Source organism: Mesoflavibacter zeaxanthinifaciens DSM 18436, from assembly GCF_000422365.1.
Taxonomy (GTDB): Bacteria; Bacteroidota; Bacteroidia; order Flavobacteriales; family Flavobacteriaceae; genus Mesoflavibacter; species Mesoflavibacter zeaxanthinifaciens.
On sequence record NZ_AULQ01000006.1, the window covers coordinates 101,847 to 122,164 of the forward strand.

Consider the following 20,318-nt stretch of genomic DNA (forward strand, 5'->3'; position numbering starts at 1 on the left):
ATTTAATCTTGGCACTCTCGCAAGATATCAAGGACTTAAAAGCACGTATCGAATTGTTGCGACAATCGAGAGCAGAAGTATTAAAGGATACGTGGATAGACAATCAAGATGTATTGCAGACTTTACATATTAGTAAGCGTACGTTGCAAACTTTAAGAACCAATGGCACTTTGCCTTACAGCAAAGTAAAAGGTAAATTTTACTATAGAGTTGCTGACATAGAGCAATTGCTTCAAGATAACTACTACAACCATAATTTCAAGCAAGATGGAAATAAGTAGAGAAGCAATTTTAGACAAAACACATTATGGCTTAAAGATTTATGCCTATGTGTTAAGACAGTATTATCCTGATACAACAGTCCTTTCCGTAAAAGGAAGGGACTGCGGGATAACTCGTAACCCATTTAATGGTGGAAAAGAAACTTTACGGATTCATATTGATGGAGTGATTGCAACCCATAGAGATACCGAACTAAAAACCTTTAACGGTGATGTATTTGAATTTGCCAAATATCATTTTAAAACTATTGATGAAGCTGATTTATTGCAGAAAATAAATGAAGCAGTACATCTGAATTTAGAAATCAAAGAAAATGACGAGTTAGAATGGTTAAACGAACCAGACGATACCTGGTATGCTTACTGTAGCTTTTTCAAAGCACCTGTTCGTAATGTATTTCCTGCGGAAACATTGCGACTGCATCAAATATTTGCATTAATCACAAGTGATAAATACAAAAGGATTACTGAAGAATTAAGAGCAATTACCAATGTAAAAGAAGCACGTAAATTCAAAGCAAATCGCTTTGATTACGTAACACTTTCAGGAATATTTGAAAAACGAGGCGATAAAAATTTGCTAAAGCATTCTAATTTATTAACCATTGATTTTGACCATTTAGAGAATCTACAAGAGTTAAGAACACAGCTCTTAAATGATGAATATTTTGAAACCGAAATGCTATTCATATCACCATCTGGTGATGGTTTAAAATGGATTATTAGAATAGATATTTCAGAAGTATCACATTCAGAATATTTCACAGCAGTAGCAAATTACATTAAACACAATTATAACATTGAGGTTGACCAGTCAGGTAAAGACGTTTCCAGAGCGTGTTTTTTACCATATGACCCAACAGCCTTTCTACATAAAAGACATCAAGCATTATGACTAAAATATTTAACCCAAAAGATTGGTTAGAAGTTCCTAAAGAGCCAATAAAACCAAAAAGCAACAAGACAATAACTCACGTTGTTGCTGTTGCTGATAACGACATTGAATCCTACATTTCAGCAATCGAGCAATCAGGTACAGACATAACAGGAAACTATGCAACTTGGAGAGATTTAGGTTTTGCTTTAGCTGAAGAATATGGAGAAACAGGAAGAGATTATTTCCACCGAATAAGCAAAAACTATGCGGGCTATGATTCAAAAGAATGTGATGAACAATTCAACAAATGCTTAAATGCAAAAGGACACGGAATTACTATTGCTACCTTTTACCATTACGCACATCAATCAGGTATCAAACCGACCAAACAACAAAACAACAACGAAGTTGAAACAAACGTTGCAACTATTGTTGATACACCCAACCAAGCAATGCCAACAATACCAGAAAAGGTATATGAGAATTTGCCACAGTTTTTACAACAAGTTGTAAACCCTGCTAATGGTCAGGAAGAAAAGGACATTTTGTTATTAGGCGCATTAACAGCATTTAGTGCGTGCTTTCCTAAACTCTTCGGAATCTATGACCAACGTAAAGTGTTTTGTAATTTATATCTATTTGTTACAGCACCTGCATCTGCAGGTAAAGGAAGACTTAACCAAATTAAAAATTTGGTAGAACCTGTTCACAAGTTAAAACGGGAACAAGCCAAAGTATTAAAACAGCAATTTCAAGCAGAAACTGCTACTTACAATATGAACAAGGGTAAAGATGAAAACTTGGAAAAACCAAGTAAACCACCAGAAAGAATGCTGTTTATTCCTGCTAACAATAGTGTAACAGGCGTATATCAATTAATTTCTGATAATAAAGGCAGAGGGTTAATTTTTGAAACCGAAGGCGATACGTTAGCACAAGCCTTTAAAAGCGATTATGGTAATTATTCCGATGGTTTTCGTAAAGCCTTTCATCACGAAACTATAAGCTATTATCGCAGAACAGATAGAGAATATGTAGATATTGAGAAACCGTGTTTGTCAACAGTATTATCAGGCACACCTAAACAAGTGGCAACCTTAATACCCAATGCCGAAAATGGTTTGTTTAGTCGTTTTATGTTTTACTATATGAATATAAAACCAACTTGGAAAAACGTGTTTCAAAATAGCAATAAAGTAGGTTTAGATGATTACTATAACCAATTAGGTAGTGAGTTTTTAGAATTGTACAAAACGCTAAAAAACAATCCAGAGATTGAAATACGATTAACCACAACTCAACAACAGCAATTCAATACCTTTTTTGAATCCTTACAGACCAAATACATCAACCTACAACCTGAAGAGTACATCGCAACAATAAGGCGATTAGGCTTAATTGCGTTTAGGATAATGATGCTATTCACAGCATTCCGAATTATGGAAGATGGTGATGTAAATGCAACTAAAGAATGTGAGGATATGGATTTTGAAAACGCACTAACCATAATTTCAATTTTAGTAAAACACAGTAGTAAAGTATTTAATGATTTACCAATTGAGCAAAAAACAACAAAACGTTCAAATAGAAAAGAACGCTTTTTAGAAAGTTTGCCAAAGCAATTTAGCAGACAAGATTATTTAGATTTAGCGACAAAACAGAGCATCCCACATAAAACAGCAGAAGGCTATATTACCAAATTTGTTGATGCAGGTTTAATACATAGAGAAGCGCACAATAACTACTCAAATCCTGCAAAGACATAGTTAAGGATTTCGAGGATTTAAGGAAATGATTAAATGGATTTCCTCAAATCCTCAACTTCCTCATTACCTGTTAATAACTGTTTATATCTTTTTACTTTCCTTTTGTTTCCTTTTCTTAAATTAGACAAATATTGACAAGTCTAAATAATTCTATTATGGAATTTGGGGAATACATACGCTCATTGCGTGAAAAACGCAATTTGCTATTAAGGGAAATGGCTGCAAACCTAAATATGGACGTTGCCTATTTAAGCAAAATAGAAAGAGGAAATCGGATGGCAAGACGCGAACAAGTAGTTGCTTTTGCCAAAACATTAAAAGAAGATGAAAACGAATTAATTAAGCTATGGATGTCCGAACAAATTGTACTAATGCTCAAAAATGAAAAGGAACATACGGAAATCCTCAAAATAGCGGAAGAAAATTTAAATAGATTGACAAAAAAATAATAGTCTATGCAAGAACACCTCAAAACCAACATACTTAACTTTAAATGGCCTAATAGTGCGCCTACCATTTATTTAACTTCAGAGGATATAGAAGGTAGCCATCCCATACATAAATCTAAATTTTCAAGGCAGATTAAAGAGGTGTTTCCAGATGCAGACTTATCTAACAAAGACCAAATATTTACAACATTTACAACAGAAATACCAGATGCACCAAGCATTAAGCTAAATTTAGTAGATGGTAGAGAATTAAGAATTTACAAGCAATTCCTTAAACATCAATTAAGAAACTATTTTAAATCTAAAGACTATATAGTAGTAAAAAACTTTGTTGGCGATGTACAAGTGTGGATGCCATCAAAAAAAGGGAATACAGCAGACTATAACCTCTACTATAAATTCTCATTTAAAATACAATTTGCAAAATTAACCGACTTACCAGAGCTTATTGTATCGTATGATGGCACATCAAAAGTCCTTACAACTTCGGTTAAGGATATAGAGGATTCAGAGTTAATAAAGCGTTGTGTATACGGTCAAAAAACGTTTAATTACCAAATGGACCTCGATACAGAGGAAAAACAAGAATTTCACAATGCTATTCAGTTTGACCAAGCATTCCCTATTTTTAATTTGCCATTAGCACGAGCATTAAACATACCTATTGAGGAACCTGTAAGACCAGCCAACAAATACCAAAAGTATGTAGCACTTATTAATAATTTCGCTACCAATTATCTGTTTACAGAAGATTTTAAAGCCATATTTCCGTTTAAGACTGATGCGTTTATTGATGTGCCACTCAATCGTATCAACCACATCGACCCACAAGTGGGATTATTAGAATTTGGTAAAGACCAATACGGTAACAAGAAAACCCATTTAGTGCCTAAATTGGCAATGAATAATCTTAATCCTTATAAAAGACCAAACAACCAAAACATTAAGTTTTTCTTTGTGTACCATACCTCACATAAAGAAGCAATTAAAACCTTTTATAATAACCTTAAAACTGGTGTTACTGCGGATAAAAAGTATTTTAAAGGAATTGAGGCTTATGTAAATATTAAGGCTTCAACGTCTAAAGAACATTTTATTGAGTTTACCAACGAAAACAACCCAATACCAGAAATAGTTGAAAAGTTAGAGAGCTTAACCTTCGACCACGATAATATAAAATATGCAGCGTTCTATTTAAGTCCTTTCGATAAGTTTACACCAAATCCCGAAGACCGAGACATCTATATTCAAATCAAAGAATTATTTTTAAACGAAGGCATTGTTACACAGGTTGTTGATTATGAAAAAATGGTGGTTAATATCGAGAATCAATACAACTTCCAATTTTCATTACAAAATATGGCATTGGCAATTCACGCCAAATTAGGTGGTGCACCTTGGAAACTAGCAGTAACCGATAAAAAAGAATTAGTAATTGGTGTTGGTGCTTTTACCAATCAAGGCGAAAACAGACGCTATATAGCAAGTGCCTTTAGCTTTCAAAACAATGGCTTGTTTAGAAAGTTCGAGTATTTTGACCAAAGCGAAACAGACCTATTGGCAGGAAGTATATGTAAAGCCATTAGAGATTTTACATCGGTTGCAGAAGCAGATAAAGTAGTCATTCACTTTTATAAGGAAATGAGCTACGAGGAACTAAAACCAATTATTAGAGGGATGCATACATTAGGGTTAAAAATTCCGCTTTACATTCTAAATATCAATAAAACAGAAGCAGAAGATATTATTGCTTACGACCTTAATTGGAATAAAAAGCTAATGCCAGTTAGTGGGACATACATACGAATTAGCGAAAATCAATTCCTATTGTTTAATAATGCACGTTATCCAAGTGACCGTTTTTATTCAGATACAGATGGTTATCCATTCCCAATAAAGATAAAAATAAGCAGTCCAGATGAAGATGCTTTTGAAGATGCAGATGTAGTGTTAGAATTATTAACACAAGTGTATCAGTTTAGCAGATTGTATTGGAAATCACTTCGACAACAAAATGTTCCAATCACTATAAAATATCCAGAAATGGTAGCACAAATAGCACCACGATTTAATAATGGTGTTCCAGACGATGCCAAAGATGCCTTATGGTTTTTGTAATTAATTTGCACAACCATTGCATTAAAAAATTCTTATATTTGCCTTAATGAAATTTTTAGCATTCATATTGTCAATCTATATCTTCACACTAAATTTAGTGCCTTGTGAAGATACAGGTACTTTTGACAATGAAGTTAAAAAAAAAATTTCTCAAGATTTAGGTGATAACCACCAACATCAAGATGCAGATTTATGTTCCCCATTTTGTATTTGCCAATGTTGCCATATAAACGCAACTTATTTCAAATTCGCAGAAATAAAATTTGAGTTTAAATACATTTCTTCTCAAGATTTTCTCTACTTAAACGGTATAAAAAAAGATTTTACCACTTCCATTTTACAGCCACCACAGGCATAATTCAGTTTTTTAAAGGATAGCTATATCCTTACGCAATGCTTTTTAACAAAAGCATTGCTTCGCTTTTATTTTGCGCGAAGCGCAAAATGATATGTTTAACTGAATTAAAATTTTACTATGATTAATAAAATCATTGATTTTTCAATCAATAACAAATTCATTATTGGTTTGCTTACGCTTACCATAATTGGAGCAGGTATTTGGAGTATGACCAAAGTGCCAATCGATGCTGTTCCAGACATTACCAATAACCAAGTACAGGTTATTACACAAGCACCTAATTTAGGTACAGAAGATATTGAACAATTTGTAACCTACCCTGTGGAAGTTGCAATGAGCAACCTGCCTGATGTAAAGGAAATTAGGTCAATCTCTCGTTTTGGCTTATCGGTTGTTACCATCGTATTCGACGATGATATGGGAACATATCTACCTCGTCAATTAGTAGCCGAAAAACTAAACGAAGTCAAAGAACAAATTCCAGCTGGTTTTGGAGAACCTACTATGGGACCTATTTCCACAGGATTAGGGGAAATTTATCAATACACCTTAAAAGTAGCACCAGAGTATAAAGACAAATACGACATTGCAGATTTACGCTCAATGCAGGATTGGATTGTACAACGTCAAATGGCAATGGTAGAAGGTGTGGTTGAGGTTAACGCTATAGGCGGTAAAATTAAACAATACGAAGTCGCGGTTGACCCAAACGATTTAAACGCAATTGGATTGACCATTACAGATGTCTTTAATGCACTTGAAGCCAATAATCAAAATACAGGTGGTGCATATATTGAAAAGAACCATCAGGCTAATTTTATTCGTGGAGAAGGCTTGGTACGGAGTTTAGAAGACATTAAAAAAATTACGGTAAAAACCGTTAATAATATTCCTGTAACTATTAATGATATTGCAACTGTGCAATTCGGTTCTGCCATACGTTACGGTGCATTAACCCAAGATGGTGAAGGTGAAGTTGTAGGTGGATTGGTGATGATGCTAAAAGGTGCAAATTCCAATGATGTTATTGCCAATGTAAAAGAGCGAATGGCTCAAATTGAAAAGTCATTACCAGAAGGCGTAATTATTGAACCATTATTAGACCGAAGTAAATTAATTGGCGAAACAACTTCTACTGTAACCACAAATCTTATTGAAGGTGCATTGATAGTTATTTTTGTGCTTATCTTCTTATTGGGTAATTGGCGAGGTGGTTTAATCGTTGCTTCAACAATACCATTATCCTTATTATTCGCTTTTATTTTAATGAACGTGTTCGATGTTTGGGTAAACTTAATGAGTTTGGGAGCAATAGATTTCGGTATTATAGTTGATGGCGCTGTAATTATTGTAGAAAGTACAGTATTTCTCATTGCATCACAAGTACTAAAAAAGAAACAGCTTACATCCAAAGAGCGAGATAAAGTGGCGTCTAATGCTTCAAAAAAGATGATGAACGCTGCGTTTTTCGGTCAGTTGATTATCCTTATCGTTTTTCTACCCATTTTAGCCTTACAAGGTATTGAAGGAAAGATGTTTAAACCAATGGCATTGACCTTTATTTTTGCTATGATTGGTGCAATGGTACTGTGTTTAACCTATGTGCCAATGATGTCTGCTTTAGTGTTAAGAGCACCAAAAAATGATAAAAAATCTTATGGAGATAGATTTGTACATTGGGTTGAAGACAAATATCAACCTTTATTGGTTAGAGCCTTGCGAAAAGGTAAATGGGTAATTGGTATTGCAGTTGTGTTGTTTGGGATAACCGTTTTTATGTTTTCAAGAATGGGTGGTGAATTTATCCCGCAACTCGATGAAGGTGATATTGCATTTCACGCTATTTTAAAACCAGGTAGTTCCCTTACTGAAACCATTGAAACTACCACTAAAATAGAGCAAATAGTAAAAGCAAAATTTCCAGAAGTAGAAAAAATTGTTAGTCGTATTGGTGTTGCCGAAGTGCCTACAGACCCAATGCCGATGGATTTTGCGGATATTTTTGTAATCCTAAAACCTAAAAGCGAATGGACAACAGTGTCTTCAAAAGATGAACTCATTGAAGAAATAAAAGAGGCAGTCGAAATTATTCCTGGCGTTAATTATGAGTTTACCCAACCTATTGAAATGCGTTTTAACGAGTTGCTTGAAGGTATTAGAGAAGATATTGCTGTTAAACTTTATGGCGAAGATATAAACATCCTCGCTCAAAAAGCAGAGGAAATATCAAAAATTATTGCAGATACTGAAGGTATAGGTGATATGCGAGCAGAAGCTACGAAAGGATTGCCACAAATGACCATTACTTACAATAGAAATAAATTGGCACAATACGGACTTCAAATAAACACGTTAAATCAAATTGTGCAATCAGCTTTTGCAGGAGGAGTAGCAGGTACTATATTTGAAGGAGAAAAGCGATTTGATTTGGTGGTTAGGTTAAGTTCTCATAATCGTAAAGACATAACAGATGTGCAAAATTTGTTTATCAACTTACCTTCTGGTGCACAGATTCCACTTCGCGAAGTAGCTGATGTAAGTTACAAAGCAGGACCAATGCAAATAAGTAGAGACAATACCAACAGAAGAACCTATGTAGGTATCAATGTCAGAGGTCGAGATGTAAAATCGTTGGTAACTGAAATAAAATCAAAATTAGATGCACAATTGGAACTACCATCGGGTTATTTTATTCGCTATGGTGGTGCATTTGAAAATCTGGAACGTGCCAGCAACCGATTACAAACCGTTGTTCCTATCGCCTTATTACTCATATTTATACTAATATACTTTGCATTAAAATCACTACCTCAAACCTTAATGATTTATATAGCCATCCCAATGGCAACTATTGGTGGTGTAGTAGCCTTATGGTTGCGTGATATGCCATTTAGTATTTCGGCAGGTGTTGGTTTTATTGTGTTGTTTGGTGTTGCGGTATTAAATGGATTGGTAATGATAAGCGGACTCAACGAATTAAAAGAAGAAGGTGTAACCAATTTAAAGGATAGAATAGTTGAAGGTACTAAACGAAGAATCAGACCTATTATGCTAACTGCTTTTACAGATGTATTAGGCTTTCTACCAATGGCTATTTCATCATCAGCTGGTGCAGAAGTACAGCGTCCTTTGGCAACTGTAGTTATTGGTGGATTATTAACTTCAACTTTGCTTACCTTATTTGTTTTACCAATTTTATATCATTGGGTAGAAAACAAATCTTTTACGTTTAAGCCAAATAAAAAGTTAGTAACAGCAACAGCAGTTGTATTATTACTATTTGGCTTTTCACCACAAAGTAATGCACAAGAGTTGAATGATACAATTCCCGAAATTTCATTACAGGAAGCTGTTAAACTCGCAAAAAGTAATTATCCATTATTGAAGCAAAAGCAGTTGGAAATTACAAAACAAGAACAATTAAAAGCGACTGCCTATGATTTCGGAACGACTCAAATTTTTACAGGTGGAGAAGAAGTTAATAGTGGCAATGGTATTTATACAACCATAGGTATTGGTCAATCTAATATTGATGTGTTTGGTATTGGTTCAAAAAGGAAGTTACAAGAACAACGCATTCAGTTAGCACAAAAAGCCTTTCAACTTTCCGAATTGGAACTGGAATTGGAAGTAAAAAAAGCGTGGTCTAAATGCTATCAAATGAAACGGAACTATAACTTGTATAAAGAACTGGATTCCATTTATTCCAAATTTGAACAAGCAGTAGCTTTAAATTATGAAGTCGAAGCCATTTCTAAATTAGAATATTCAGCAGCAAAAAATCAAGCGTTTCAAATTCAGAATAAAAAAGCGCAAGCCTATAGTAATTATCTTATTGCCTTACAACAATTCAATTTGTGGTTGGTATCAGAAGAAGTTTTTACAGTTTCAGATGAGTTTGACGTAGTGATGGAGAATGATATGGAAACGTTCAGTATTGAAAATCATCCATTGTACAGTATGTCGCAGAACATTGTAGATGAAGCAGAAGCCAAATATAAAGCTGCAAAGGCAGATAATTTACCGAAGTTCAATCTTCAAGGTGGCTTACAGCGTGTCAATGGCAATTCAGGATTTTACACCTATCAAGCAGGAATTTCAATTCCGTTTTTATCAGGTTCTAACAAAGCACAAGTTAGAAGTGCCAGAATTGATAAAGAAATAGCAGAAACCAACGTAGCGTTCAAAAAACAGGAAGTACAATCAAGGTTTGTTCAGGCTAAAGAAAATTATTTCAAATGGAAAACGTCTTGGGAGTTTTACAAAGACCAAGTTTTACCATTAACAAAAGAGCAAAAAACAGGTGCATTACTGGCATATAGAGAAGGCGAAATTGATTATACTGCATTTACGCAGTTGATAAAAGAAGCAATTCAATCGGAACTTGAAGCACAGACTGCATTAGTAAACTATTTAGAAAGCACATTTCAATTACAATATTTTAATCAATAAGACAATGAAAAATAAAATATATAAAATTCTTACCGTAATGGTGTTAACCATTTTTGTTTCAGCTTGCGGAAATAAAGAAAATCATAACGAGAATGATGGCCATTCCCACGATGAGGAAGAAAAAACAGAAGTTAATGAAGAACATAATGAAAGCGAAGAAGTAATGCTATCACAACAGCAATTCGATGCTTTAAAAATGAAAATAGATACGTTGGCATTACGTAATATGAGCGGCTATGTAGAAGCAAACGGAACGTTAGAAGTACCACCACAAAACGAAGCAGCTATTACTACTGTTGTTGGTGCAAATGTCGTTTCAATTGAAGTGATTGAAGGTGATAAGGTTAATAAAGGTCAAGTAGTGGCTTATCTATCGCACCCAAATATTATAAAATTACAAACGGATTATTTAAACGCTTATAGCAATAGTAATTTTCTAAAAAAGAATTATGAACGTCAACAAAAGCTGTATGAAGCAGGCGTTGGCTCTGGTGCTAATTTTCAAAAGGCAGAAGCAGAATATGATGCTTCAAAAGCAATAGTAAATGGTCTGCAAGCACAATTAAGAATATTGAACGTCAATACAACTTCTGTTCGTAATGGCACAATTTCACAGCGCATAGCATTGCGAAGTCCAATAGAGGGTTTCGTACAAAAAGTTGAAGTAAAAACAGGACAATATGTAGAGCCACAAACAGAGTTGTTTGAGGTAGTAAATACGCATCACGCTCACGCAGATTTTATGGTCTTTGAAAAAGATGTCCATAAAGTACAGAAGGGTCAAAGAGTAAACTTTACGGTACAATCTATACCAGATACAGAACTTACCGCAGAAATCTATTCCGTGAGTAAAACGTTTGAAGACAGCCCGAAAGCAGTTCACGTTCACGCAGAAATAGAAAACAAAAAAGGTAATTTAATTCCTGGGATGTATATTCAAGGTAAAATTCAAGTAAATAATACCCAAACTAAAGCATTACCGGAAAGTGCCATTTTTAAAGAAGGAGATAAACATTATATATTTTCAGGAGAAAAAGAAAATGATGATTGGAGCTTTAAACCTGTTGAAGTGATTGTTGGAGAAAAAGATGGCAAATGGGTAGCAATTAAATTTACTGAAGAAATAGATGAAAACACAAAATTCGCTTATAACAATGCTTATTATCTTATGGCAGAAATGAAAAAAGGAGAAGCGGAAGACCACGATTAATTATGGAAACAATAGAACAAGTATTAGAGTCAAAAAATATTCGTGTTACAGCAATGCGTATGTTAATTTATAAGTTTCTTGCAGAAAAAGAGATAGCGGTAACATTAAGTGATATTGAAAATGCTTTTGAAAAAGCAGATAGAACTACCTTGTACAGAACTATTAAAACCTTTGAAGAAAAGGATATTGTGCATCAAATTGACGATGGTACAGGAATTACGAAATATGCGTTATGCGAAGAGGGATGTAATTGTGATATAAAAAACGATTTGCATTTACATTTCCATTGTAATAATTGCAATGAAACCATTTGCCTAACAGAACATAAAATACCACAAATTAAAGTACCTGATGGCTTTGTTTCGGAAAATGTAAACTTGGTTGTAAAAGGTATATGTGATAAGTGTAGTGGATAATAAATGCACTTCCATTGCACGCTTTTTAATTGCATTTTTGTAATCAAAGAATTAAGTAATTATGAAAAGTAAATTAGCGATAACAAGTTTGCTTACAGCAATTACAGCTTCATTATGTTGTATAACACCTGTTTTGGCTTTAATAGCAGGAACAAGCGGTGTAGCTTCAACTTTTTCTTGGATAGAACCATTTAGACCTTACTTAATTGGGCTAACAATAGTAGTTCTTCTCTTTGCTTGGTATCAAAAATTCAAGCCAGAAAAAGAAATAGACTGCGGCGAATGTGAAACGGATGAAAAACCAAAATTTATGCATTCAAAAACCTTTTTAGGAGTGGTAACAGCATTTGCAATTGTGATGTTGGCTTTCCCATACTACTCAAGTATGTTATATCCAAAAACCGAAAAACAAATCATAATAGTTAATAACTCAAATATCAAAACAACAGAGTATAAAATAAGTGGTATGACCTGTGCCAGTTGTGAAGCTCACGTAAACCACGAAGTAAATAAACTTAACGGAATTGTAAACTCAAAAACATCATACGAAAATGGTAACTCAATCATTGAGTTTGACGAAACTAAAACCAATGAATTGGAGATTGAGAAAGCAATTAATGCTACAGGTTATAAAGTAACTGATAAAAAAGAAAATTGATGCAAACCATATTAAAATCGGAAATCACTTGCCCTAACTGCGGTCATAAAAAAGTGGAAGATATGCCAACTAACGCTTGTCAATTCTTTTACGAGTGTGAGCATTGTAAAACGGTTCTAAAACCAAACGAAGGTGATTGTTGTGTGTATTGTTCTTATGGTACAGTTCCTTGTCCACCAATTCAACAAAACAAAAGTTGTTGCTAAAACAAAACTAAATGAAAAAAAAGAAAGTCAATTTAAGAGATTTAAAACCAAATTCAGAAGAACAACATTCTCACGATGATGGTCATAATCACGGTAATGGTAGTGCATTCAAAACCTATGTACCTGCAATCATAAGTTTTACAATGCTTATCATTGGTATAGGTTTAGATTATTTTGATGTTTCCTTCTTTAAGGATTGGATTCGTATTGCTTGGTATGGTATTGCATATTTACCTGTAGGCCTTCCTGTTGTGAAAGAGGGTTGGAATAGTATTAAAAAAGGTGATGTTTTTACAGAGTTCTTCTTAATGTCCATAGCCACTTTAGGTGCATTTGCCATTGGCGAATATCCCGAAGGTGTTGCAGTAATGCTATTTTATGCAGTAGGAGAATTATTTCAAAACGCAGCAGTTAATAGAGCAAAAGGAAATATTAAAGCCTTATTAGATGTTAGACCAAAAGAAGCTAATGTATTTCGTGATGGTGATTATATAAGTGTGTCGCCAGAAGCTGTAAATATTGGCGAGAAAATACAAATTCGAGTAGGTGAAAAAATTCCATTGGATGGTATTTTATTATCCGAAAAAGCATCTCTAAACACCGCAGCATTAACAGGCGAAAGCAAACCAGATTCTATTCAGAAAGATGCAAAGGTTTACGCAGGTAGTATCAATTTAGAAAGTGTTGTTGAAGTTGAGGTAACCAACACCTTTGAAGATAGTTCTATTGCGAGAATATTAGACTTGGTTCAAAATGCTACAGCTCGTAAGTCTAAAACAGAATTATTCATCAGACAGTTTGCTCGTATCTACACACCAATTGTAGTGTTTTTAGCTATTGGTGTAACTTTTATACCATACTTTTTTGTAGATGATTATGTGTTTAGAGATTGGTTATACAGAGCATTAATTTTCTTGGTAATATCTTGTCCTTGTGCGTTAGTGATTTCAATTCCATTAGGATATTTCGGTGGATTGGGAGCAGCTTCAAAAAATGGAATATTATTTAAAGGTGCTTCATTTTTAGATGCAATGACCAAGATAAATACTTTGGTAATGGACAAAACAGGAACCGTTACCAAAGGTGTTTTTAAAATCAAAGAAGTAAAAGCAATTGGTTGGAATGAAACCGAATTTATGCAATATTTAATGGCGATGGAAGAGCAATCCACGCATCCAATTGCAAAAGCCATTTTAGAGTATAAAGCAAAAGGAGAAGATTTTGAAGCTCAAGACGTTTCTGAAATTGCAGGTAAAGGTTTAAAAGGCATTGTAAATGGTAAAACAGTTTTAGTAGGAAATAAAGCCTTAATGACTGCGAATAATATAAATGTTCCATCTGAAACGGAATCTATTGTAGAATCGATAGTATTAGTTGCAATCGATAATCAATTTGCAGGTTATGTAGTCATAGCAGATGAATTAAAGGAAGATGCAAAAGAAACTATTACAGCATTACACAAAGTAGGCATTAAAAATATTATGATGCTTTCCGGTGATAAAGATTCCATCACGCAACAAGTCGCTAAAGAGTTGAATATCGAAAATGCTAAAGGTGGTTTATTACCAGAAGATAAGTTAAACGAAGTTGAAATTTTAAAAAAGAATCCTGAAAATAAAGTAGCATTTATAGGGGATGGTATAAACGATGCGCCTGTTTTAGCAGCAAGTAACGTTGGTATTGCAATGGGTGGTTTGGGTAGTGATGTAGCTATTGAAACAGCAGATGTCATTATTCAAACCGACCAACCATCAAAAGTAGTGAGAGCCATTAAAATTAGTCGTTCTACACGCAAAGTAGTTTGGCAGAATATCATTTTAGCGTTTGGAGTTAAAGTTATTGTCTTGATATTAGGAGCAGGTGGTTTTGCCACAATGTGGGAAGCTGTTTTTGCAGATGTAGGAGTAGCATTATTAGCAATTTTAAATGCAGTTCGATTGCAGAAAATGAAATGGGATTAAGCAGATTAATCAATTAAACTTCTGTTAAACAAAATCAATAGTTGTTAAAATTTCGTAACTTCGTAATCAATATGAAGCAGATTTTCCATAAAATAATGTCTTTAGCAATGACTTTTGTAGTGTTATTCTCTACAATGTCATTTACTGTGAATATGCATTATTGTGGAGATACTTTAGTAGAATCTGCTATCTTTCAAAAAGCCAAAGGTTGCGGAATGGAAATGGAAAAGCCTTCAACCGAAGAATGTTCTATTACCAAGAAAAATTGTTGTGATGATAAACAATTAGCAATTGAAGGTCAAGACGAATTACAATTGCAAGTTGACAAAATCACGTTTGAGCAACAAGTATTCATCGCTTCATTTGTTTATACTTACATTAACCTTTTTGAAGGTTTAGACAGTAATGTATCTACCTACGAAGAATACAAACCACCACTCGTCATAAGGCAACTCTACAAGATTGACGAGACATACTTAATTTGATTTTTAAACAATAGACTCTTTTATCCTATGACTGCAATGTCGTAAGGATAATTTACTGTATTCGGTGTTTTTACAACACTATTGTCTAATTGTTTAAAATCAATCATATGCTAAATAAAAGCATCAAATTTTTAATAGAAAACAAACTCGTTGCAGTTTTACTACTTGTCCTTTTTATTGGATGGGGAACTGTTAATGCACCTTTTAATTGGGATACAGGATTTTTGCCAAGTAACCCTGTAGCTGTAGATGCAATTCCAGATATAGGTGAAAACCAACAAATTGTATTTACGAAATGGGACGGTCGTTCACCACAAGATATTGAAGATCAAATTACTTATCCATTAACCACATCATTGTTGGGTATTCCTGGAGTAAAAACCATACGCAGCTCGTCTATGTTTGGCTTTTCAAGTATCTATATCATTTTTGAAGAAGACATAGAGTTTTACTGGAGTAGAAGTCGTATTCTCGAAAAACTCAATTCATTACCAAGTGGTTTATTGCCTGAAGGTGTTAATCCAGCGTTAGGTCCAGATGCCACAGGATTAGGACAAATATTTTGGTACACACTTGAAGGTCGTGATGAGAACGGTAATGTAACAGGTGGTTGGGATTTACACGAATTACGTAGTATTCAAGATTACTATGTTAAATATGCCTTGTCCTCTGCAAGCGGTGTTTCTGAAGTTGCATCAATTGGTGGTTATGTTCAAGAGTACCAAGTGGATGTAAACCCAGAACTAATGCGTCAATATAACATTGGGTTACATCATATTGTTAAAGCTGTAAAAGAAAGTAATAAGGATATTGGCGCACAGACTTTGGAAATTAATCAAGCAGAATATTTAGTTCGTGGTTTGGGTTATGTTAAATCCATTTCAGACATTGAAAATGCAGTAGTCACTTCAGAAGATTATACTTCAATTAGAATAAAGGATATAGGTAAAGTTTCATTAGGTCCTGCAACAAGACGTGGATTATTAGATAAGGAAGGTGCTGAAGTTGTTGGTGCTGTAGTTGTGGCTCGTTATGGTGCTAACCCAATGGAAGTCATCAATAATGTGAAAGAGAAGATTAATGAATTAAGTGCAGGATTACCTTCAAAAGTATTGGCGGATGGTAGAACTTCCCAAGTAACAATAGTCCCATTTTATGACAGAACAGAACTGATACAAGAAACTTTAGGGACTCTAAATGAAGCATTGACTTTAGAAATCTTAATTACCATTCTTGTCATTATTATTATGGTGTTTAATCTTCGAGCTTCAGTACTAATTTCTGGACTATTACCAGTAGCAGTATTAATGGTATTTATAGCGATGAAGCTATTTGGTGTCGATGCCAATATAGTCGCCTTGTCAGGTATTGCTATTGCTATTGGTACAATGGTCGATGTTGGTGTTATATTATCAGAAAATATAATTCGGCATTTAGATGAAGATGATGGTACACAATCCATTAACACGGTAGTTTACAATGCAACAGCTGAAGTGTCTGGTGCAATCGTAACCGCAGTAATGACCACCATTATTAGTTTCATTCCTGTATTTACAATGATTGGAGCAGAAGGAAAACTATTCAGACCATTAGCCTTTACAAAGACTTTTGCATTAACAGCATCCATTATTGTAGCGTTATTTTTAATTCCGCCTTTTGCTGCATTCTTATTCCGAAAGAAATCCATTAAAAACACTTTTAAATATGTTTTAAATGGCGTTTTAATAGCATTGGGAATCGTAGCCATAGTCTATGGGTATTGGTTAGGATTGATTTTGATAGCTTTTGGTATTACAGCATTGTTAAGTACTCAAAACAAAATAACCGAAAAACAATCCAACTTAATTAATATCATAATATGTGCAACAGCAATAGTATTTCTGTTAGCGGAATATTGGAGACCTTTAGGAGTTGATAAAAGTATCTTCTGGAACCTCATTTTTGTGAGTGTCATTTGCTTTGGCTTATTGGGTGTTTTCTCATTGTTTATCAGGTATTATACTCGAATTTTAAGATGGTGTTTAGATAATAAATTACTATTTCTTTCAATTCCAACTGCAATTGTCATTACTGGTTTTTTCATTATGAAAAACACAGGCAAAGAATTTATGCCATCGTTAAATGAAGGTTCTTTTTTATTGATGCCTACTTCTATGCCACATTCTGGTGTAGAAGAAAATAAGCGTGTTTTACAGCAGTTAGATATGGCAGTTGCCAGTATTCCTGAAATCGAAACTGTAGTTGGAAAAGCAGGTCGTACAGAATCTGCATTAGACCCAGCACCACTATCAATGTATGAAAATGTTATTCAGTATAAGTCAGAATATATGCTGAATGAAAACCGAGAACGTCAACGTTTCAAAGTCAATGAAGATGGATTATATCAATTAAAAGATGGTCGTTTAATTCACAATGAAAATATAGCTGTCAGTTCGGGCGCAGTCGAGAACAATGCGTTTATAAAGTCAACTTTATTAAATGTAGAAAGGTCTCAATTAATCCCAGACGATGATGGCGAGTTTTACCGAAACTGGCGACCAGAAATACAATCACCAGATGATATTTGGAACGAAATTGTAAAAGTGACCAAATTACCAGGCGTAACGTCTGCACCAAAATTGCAACCTATTGAAACCCGATTGGTAATGTTGCAAACAGGAATGCGAGCACCAATGGGTATTAAAATAAAAGGGCAAGATTTAAAGCAGATTGAAGCGTTTGGAATGCGATTAGAAGATATTTTAAAACAAGCTGAAGGTGTAAAAGATGAAGCTGTTTTTGCAGACCGTATTGTAGGTAAACCCTATTTGTTAATTGATATTGATAGAGAGAAAATTGCTCGTTATGGCGTAACCATTGAGGAAGTTCAAAATGTTTTAAAAGTGGCTGTTGGTGGTATGGTATTAACACAAACAGTAGAAGGTCGTGAGCGTTATGGTGTTAGAGTTCGTTACCCAAGAGAATTAAGAGCAAATCCAACCGATTTAAAACAAATCTATGTGCCTGTTGAAAAAGGAAGCCCTGTTCCGTTAAGTGAATTGGCGACTATAAAATATGAACAAGGTCCACAAGTAATTAAAAGTGAAGACACTTTTTTAGTTGGCTATGTGTTATTTGATAAAATGGATGGTTTTGCAGAAGTAAATGTGGTTGAAAATGCACAAACCTTAATTCAAGAAAAGATAGATAATGGCGAATTGGTTGTACCAAAAGGCATTAACTATCAATTTACAGGAACGTATGAAAACCAATTAAGAGCAGAAAAAACCTTGTCGGTTGTTGTGCCTTTAGCGTTGGCAATCATTTTCTTAATTCTGTATTTCCAATTTCGTTCAGTAGGGACATCACTAATGGTATTCACAGGTATTGCAGTTGCTTTTGCTGGTGGTTTTGTAATGATATGGCTCTATGGTCAAGATTGGTTCTTAAACTTCAATGTCTTTGGTGAAAATCTGCGCGATTTATTTCAAATGCACCCCATTAATTTAAGTGTAGCGGTTTGGGTTGGGTTTATTGCACTATTTGGTATCGCAACCGATGATGGAGTTGTAATGGCAACTTATTTAACACAAACATTTGATAGAAATACACCAGAAAATAAAAAAGAAATCAGAGCATCAGTAGTAGAAGCAGGAGAAAAACGTATTAGACCTTGTTTAATGACAACTGCTACTACCATATTGGCATTATTACCAGTATTAACATCTACAGGAAGAGGTAGTGATATTATGATACCTATGGCAATACCAAGTTTTGGTGGAATGTTAATCGCTTTAATAACACTATTTGTAGTCCCTGTTTTATATAGTTGGAAAGCAGAAGTTAAACTTAAAAGAACAGTATAATGAAACATATAAAATCACACATAAAGTCAGTCATTTTTCTTTGTTTTTTAATCTTTGTTCTCAAAGGAAATGCGCAACAATTAGATGTGCTCATTAATGAAGCATTAGATAACAATCCTGAAATTCAAAAATTTGAATTGCAATACAAAAGGGTTTCAGAAAAAGTAAATGAAGTAAATACGGTTCCTAATACAGAATTTGGAGTTGGTTATTTTGTAAGTGAACCAGAAACTCGAACAGGTGCTCAACGCTTTAAGGTGTCTGCAAAACAAATGTTACCGTGGTTTGGTAATATTTCGGCAAGAGAAAATTATGTGAGTTCGTTAGCAGATGTTAAGTATGAAGATATTGTTATCGCAAAGCGAAAACTAATGGCTTCGGTATCGCAATCCTATTATAATTTATACGCCAATAAAGCAAAGCAAGAGGTCTTAACTGAAAACATTAAACTATTAGAAACTTATGAGACGTTGGCATTAACTTCTGTTGAGGTTGGTAAAGCATCCGCAGTAGATGTGTTGCGATTGCAAATGCGTCAAAACGAAATGCAACAATTAAAAGATGTATTGCAACAACAGTTTTTAGCAGAACAAACTAACTTCAATAATCTATTGAATAGAGATAATGATGTTACCGTGAATGTGGTAGATAGTTTAATGATACCTTCAGAAGACTTTGATATTACTTTTGAAAATTTAGCATTACATCCTGAATTACTAAAATTTGATAAACTCTATCAATCCATAGAGCAATCAGAATTATTGAATCAAAAAGAAAGCAGTCCAATGATTGGTTTTGGATTAGATTATATCAATGTTGCTGAAAGACCAAATATGGATTTCAGCGATAACGGAAAGGATATTGTAATGCCAATGGTTTCGGTATCTATCCCAATTTTCAATAAGAAATATAAATCCCAAACCAAACAAAATGATTTGCAACAGCAGGAAATTACTGCTCAAAAACAGGAACGTTTAAATGCATTGGAAACGCTTTTAGACAAAGCGAATAACGAACGCATTTCTGCAAGAATAAGTTATGCTACCCAAACCAAAAACCTACAGCAAGCCAAAGATGCAGAAGACATTTTAATCAAAAGCTATGAAACAGGAACGATTGATTTTAATGATGTTTTGGATATTCAAGAGTTGCAGCTAAAGTTTCAAATGAACCAAATAGAATCTGTGAAGACCTACTATGTGCAAAGTACAATCATTAATTATTTAATTCAGTAAA

Annotated in this window: 15 protein-coding genes; all 15 read left to right on the forward strand. The window is 34.1% G+C overall.

Going from position 1 to position 20,318, the window contains the following annotated elements; translation table 11 throughout:
* Positions 1-8: 8 nt before the first annotated feature.
* The 15 genes from H574_RS0106440 (at position 9) to H574_RS0106510 (ending at position 20,317) form a co-directional block, all read left to right on the forward strand.
* The gene (locus H574_RS0106440; protein ID WP_223878837.1) at positions 9-281 is read left to right on the forward strand and encodes a helix-turn-helix domain-containing protein; all 273 of its coding nucleotides are present in this window, start codon (positions 9-11) and stop codon (positions 279-281) included.
* The gene (locus H574_RS0106445; RefSeq protein ID WP_027879785.1) at positions 268-1,176 is read left to right on the forward strand and encodes a BT4734/BF3469 family protein; all 909 of its coding nucleotides are present in this window, start codon (positions 268-270) and stop codon (positions 1,174-1,176) included. Before H574_RS0106440 ends, H574_RS0106445 begins: the two co-directional genes overlap by 14 nt.
* The gene (locus tag H574_RS0106450; protein ID WP_027879786.1) at positions 1,173-2,924 is read left to right on the forward strand and encodes a DUF3987 domain-containing protein; all 1,752 of its coding nucleotides are present in this window, start codon (positions 1,173-1,175) and stop codon (positions 2,922-2,924) included. Before H574_RS0106445 ends, H574_RS0106450 begins: the two co-directional genes overlap by 4 nt.
* A gap of 155 nt (positions 2,925-3,079) precedes the next feature.
* Entirely contained in the window at positions 3,080-3,373 is a 294-nt protein-coding gene (locus H574_RS0106455; protein ID WP_027879787.1) for a helix-turn-helix domain-containing protein, read from the forward strand.
* Positions 3,374-3,379: 6 nt separating this feature from the next.
* Complete coding sequence (locus H574_RS0106460) at positions 3,380-5,491, forward strand: Piwi domain-containing protein (protein WP_027879788.1); 2,112 nt, start codon at positions 3,380-3,382, stop codon at positions 5,489-5,491.
* Between the two features lie 46 nt (positions 5,492-5,537).
* Complete coding sequence (locus tag H574_RS0106465) at positions 5,538-5,849, forward strand: DUF6660 family protein (RefSeq protein ID WP_027879789.1); 312 nt, start codon at positions 5,538-5,540, stop codon at positions 5,847-5,849.
* Between the two features lie 117 nt (positions 5,850-5,966).
* On the forward strand, positions 5,967-10,301 hold the full coding sequence (locus H574_RS0106470) for a CusA/CzcA family heavy metal efflux RND transporter (protein ID WP_027879790.1): 4,335 nt from the start codon (positions 5,967-5,969) through the stop codon (positions 10,299-10,301).
* A gap of 4 nt (positions 10,302-10,305) precedes the next feature.
* Positions 10,306-11,511, forward strand: coding sequence for an efflux RND transporter periplasmic adaptor subunit (locus H574_RS0106475; RefSeq protein ID WP_027879791.1), 1,206 nt, complete (start codon positions 10,306-10,308; stop codon positions 11,509-11,511).
* A gap of 2 nt (positions 11,512-11,513) precedes the next feature.
* Entirely contained in the window at positions 11,514-11,927 is a 414-nt protein-coding gene (locus H574_RS0106480) for a Fur family transcriptional regulator (protein WP_027879792.1), read from the forward strand.
* A 61-nt stretch (positions 11,928-11,988) separates the two neighbouring features.
* The gene (gene merTP / locus H574_RS0106485) at positions 11,989-12,585 is read left to right on the forward strand and encodes a mercuric transport protein MerTP (protein WP_027879793.1); all 597 of its coding nucleotides are present in this window, start codon (positions 11,989-11,991) and stop codon (positions 12,583-12,585) included.
* Positions 12,585-12,791, forward strand: coding sequence for a GDCCVxC domain-containing (seleno)protein (locus tag H574_RS14550; protein WP_081653185.1), 207 nt, complete (start codon positions 12,585-12,587; stop codon positions 12,789-12,791). Before merTP ends, H574_RS14550 begins: the two co-directional genes overlap by 1 nt.
* A gap of 11 nt (positions 12,792-12,802) precedes the next feature.
* A complete protein-coding gene (locus tag H574_RS0106490) occupies positions 12,803-14,752 on the forward strand; it encodes a heavy metal translocating P-type ATPase (RefSeq protein ID WP_027879794.1) in 1,950 nt (649 codons plus the stop codon).
* A 71-nt stretch (positions 14,753-14,823) separates the two neighbouring features.
* Positions 14,824-15,237: an HYC_CC_PP family protein gene (locus H574_RS0106495; RefSeq protein ID WP_036122971.1), complete on the forward strand. Its 414-nt coding sequence runs from the start codon at positions 14,824-14,826 to the stop codon at positions 15,235-15,237.
* A gap of 107 nt (positions 15,238-15,344) precedes the next feature.
* Positions 15,345-19,082 carry an efflux RND transporter permease subunit gene (locus H574_RS0106505; protein ID WP_027879796.1) on the forward strand — a complete coding sequence of 1,246 codons (3,738 nt, stop codon included), beginning with the start codon at positions 15,345-15,347 and terminating at the stop codon, positions 19,080-19,082.
* Positions 19,082-20,317, forward strand: coding sequence for a TolC family protein (locus H574_RS0106510; RefSeq protein ID WP_027879797.1), 1,236 nt, complete (start codon positions 19,082-19,084; stop codon positions 20,315-20,317). Before H574_RS0106505 ends, H574_RS0106510 begins: the two co-directional genes overlap by 1 nt.
* Position 20,318 lies beyond the last annotated feature (1 nt).

What these genes read in the sequence shown, in the direction of transcription:
- H574_RS0106445 (WP_027879785.1), top strand. Translation starts at nt 268, where the DNA reads ATGGAAATAAGTAGAGAAGCAATTTTAGACAAAACACATTATGGCTTA.
- H574_RS0106450 (WP_027879786.1), top strand. Translation starts at nt 1,173, where the DNA reads ATGACTAAAATATTTAACCCAAAAGATTGGTTAGAAGTTCCTAAAGAG.
- H574_RS0106455 (WP_027879787.1), top strand. Translation starts at nt 3,080, where the DNA reads ATGGAATTTGGGGAATACATACGCTCATTGCGTGAAAAACGCAATTTG.
- H574_RS0106460 (WP_027879788.1), top strand. Translation starts at nt 3,380, where the DNA reads ATGCAAGAACACCTCAAAACCAACATACTTAACTTTAAATGGCCTAAT.
- H574_RS0106465 (WP_027879789.1), top strand. Translation starts at nt 5,538, where the DNA reads ATGAAATTTTTAGCATTCATATTGTCAATCTATATCTTCACACTAAAT.
- H574_RS0106470 (WP_027879790.1), top strand. Translation starts at nt 5,967, where the DNA reads ATGATTAATAAAATCATTGATTTTTCAATCAATAACAAATTCATTATT.
- H574_RS0106475 (WP_027879791.1), top strand. Translation starts at nt 10,306, where the DNA reads ATGAAAAATAAAATATATAAAATTCTTACCGTAATGGTGTTAACCATT.
- H574_RS0106480 (WP_027879792.1), top strand. Translation starts at nt 11,514, where the DNA reads ATGGAAACAATAGAACAAGTATTAGAGTCAAAAAATATTCGTGTTACA.
- merTP (WP_027879793.1), top strand. Translation starts at nt 11,989, where the DNA reads ATGAAAAGTAAATTAGCGATAACAAGTTTGCTTACAGCAATTACAGCT.
- H574_RS14550 (WP_081653185.1), top strand. Translation starts at nt 12,585, where the DNA reads ATGCAAACCATATTAAAATCGGAAATCACTTGCCCTAACTGCGGTCAT.
- H574_RS0106490 (WP_027879794.1), top strand. Translation starts at nt 12,803, where the DNA reads ATGAAAAAAAAGAAAGTCAATTTAAGAGATTTAAAACCAAATTCAGAA.
- H574_RS0106495 (WP_036122971.1), top strand. Translation starts at nt 14,824, where the DNA reads ATGAAGCAGATTTTCCATAAAATAATGTCTTTAGCAATGACTTTTGTA.
- H574_RS0106505 (WP_027879796.1), top strand. Translation starts at nt 15,345, where the DNA reads ATGCTAAATAAAAGCATCAAATTTTTAATAGAAAACAAACTCGTTGCA.
- H574_RS0106510 (WP_027879797.1), top strand. Translation starts at nt 19,082, where the DNA reads ATGAAACATATAAAATCACACATAAAGTCAGTCATTTTTCTTTGTTTT.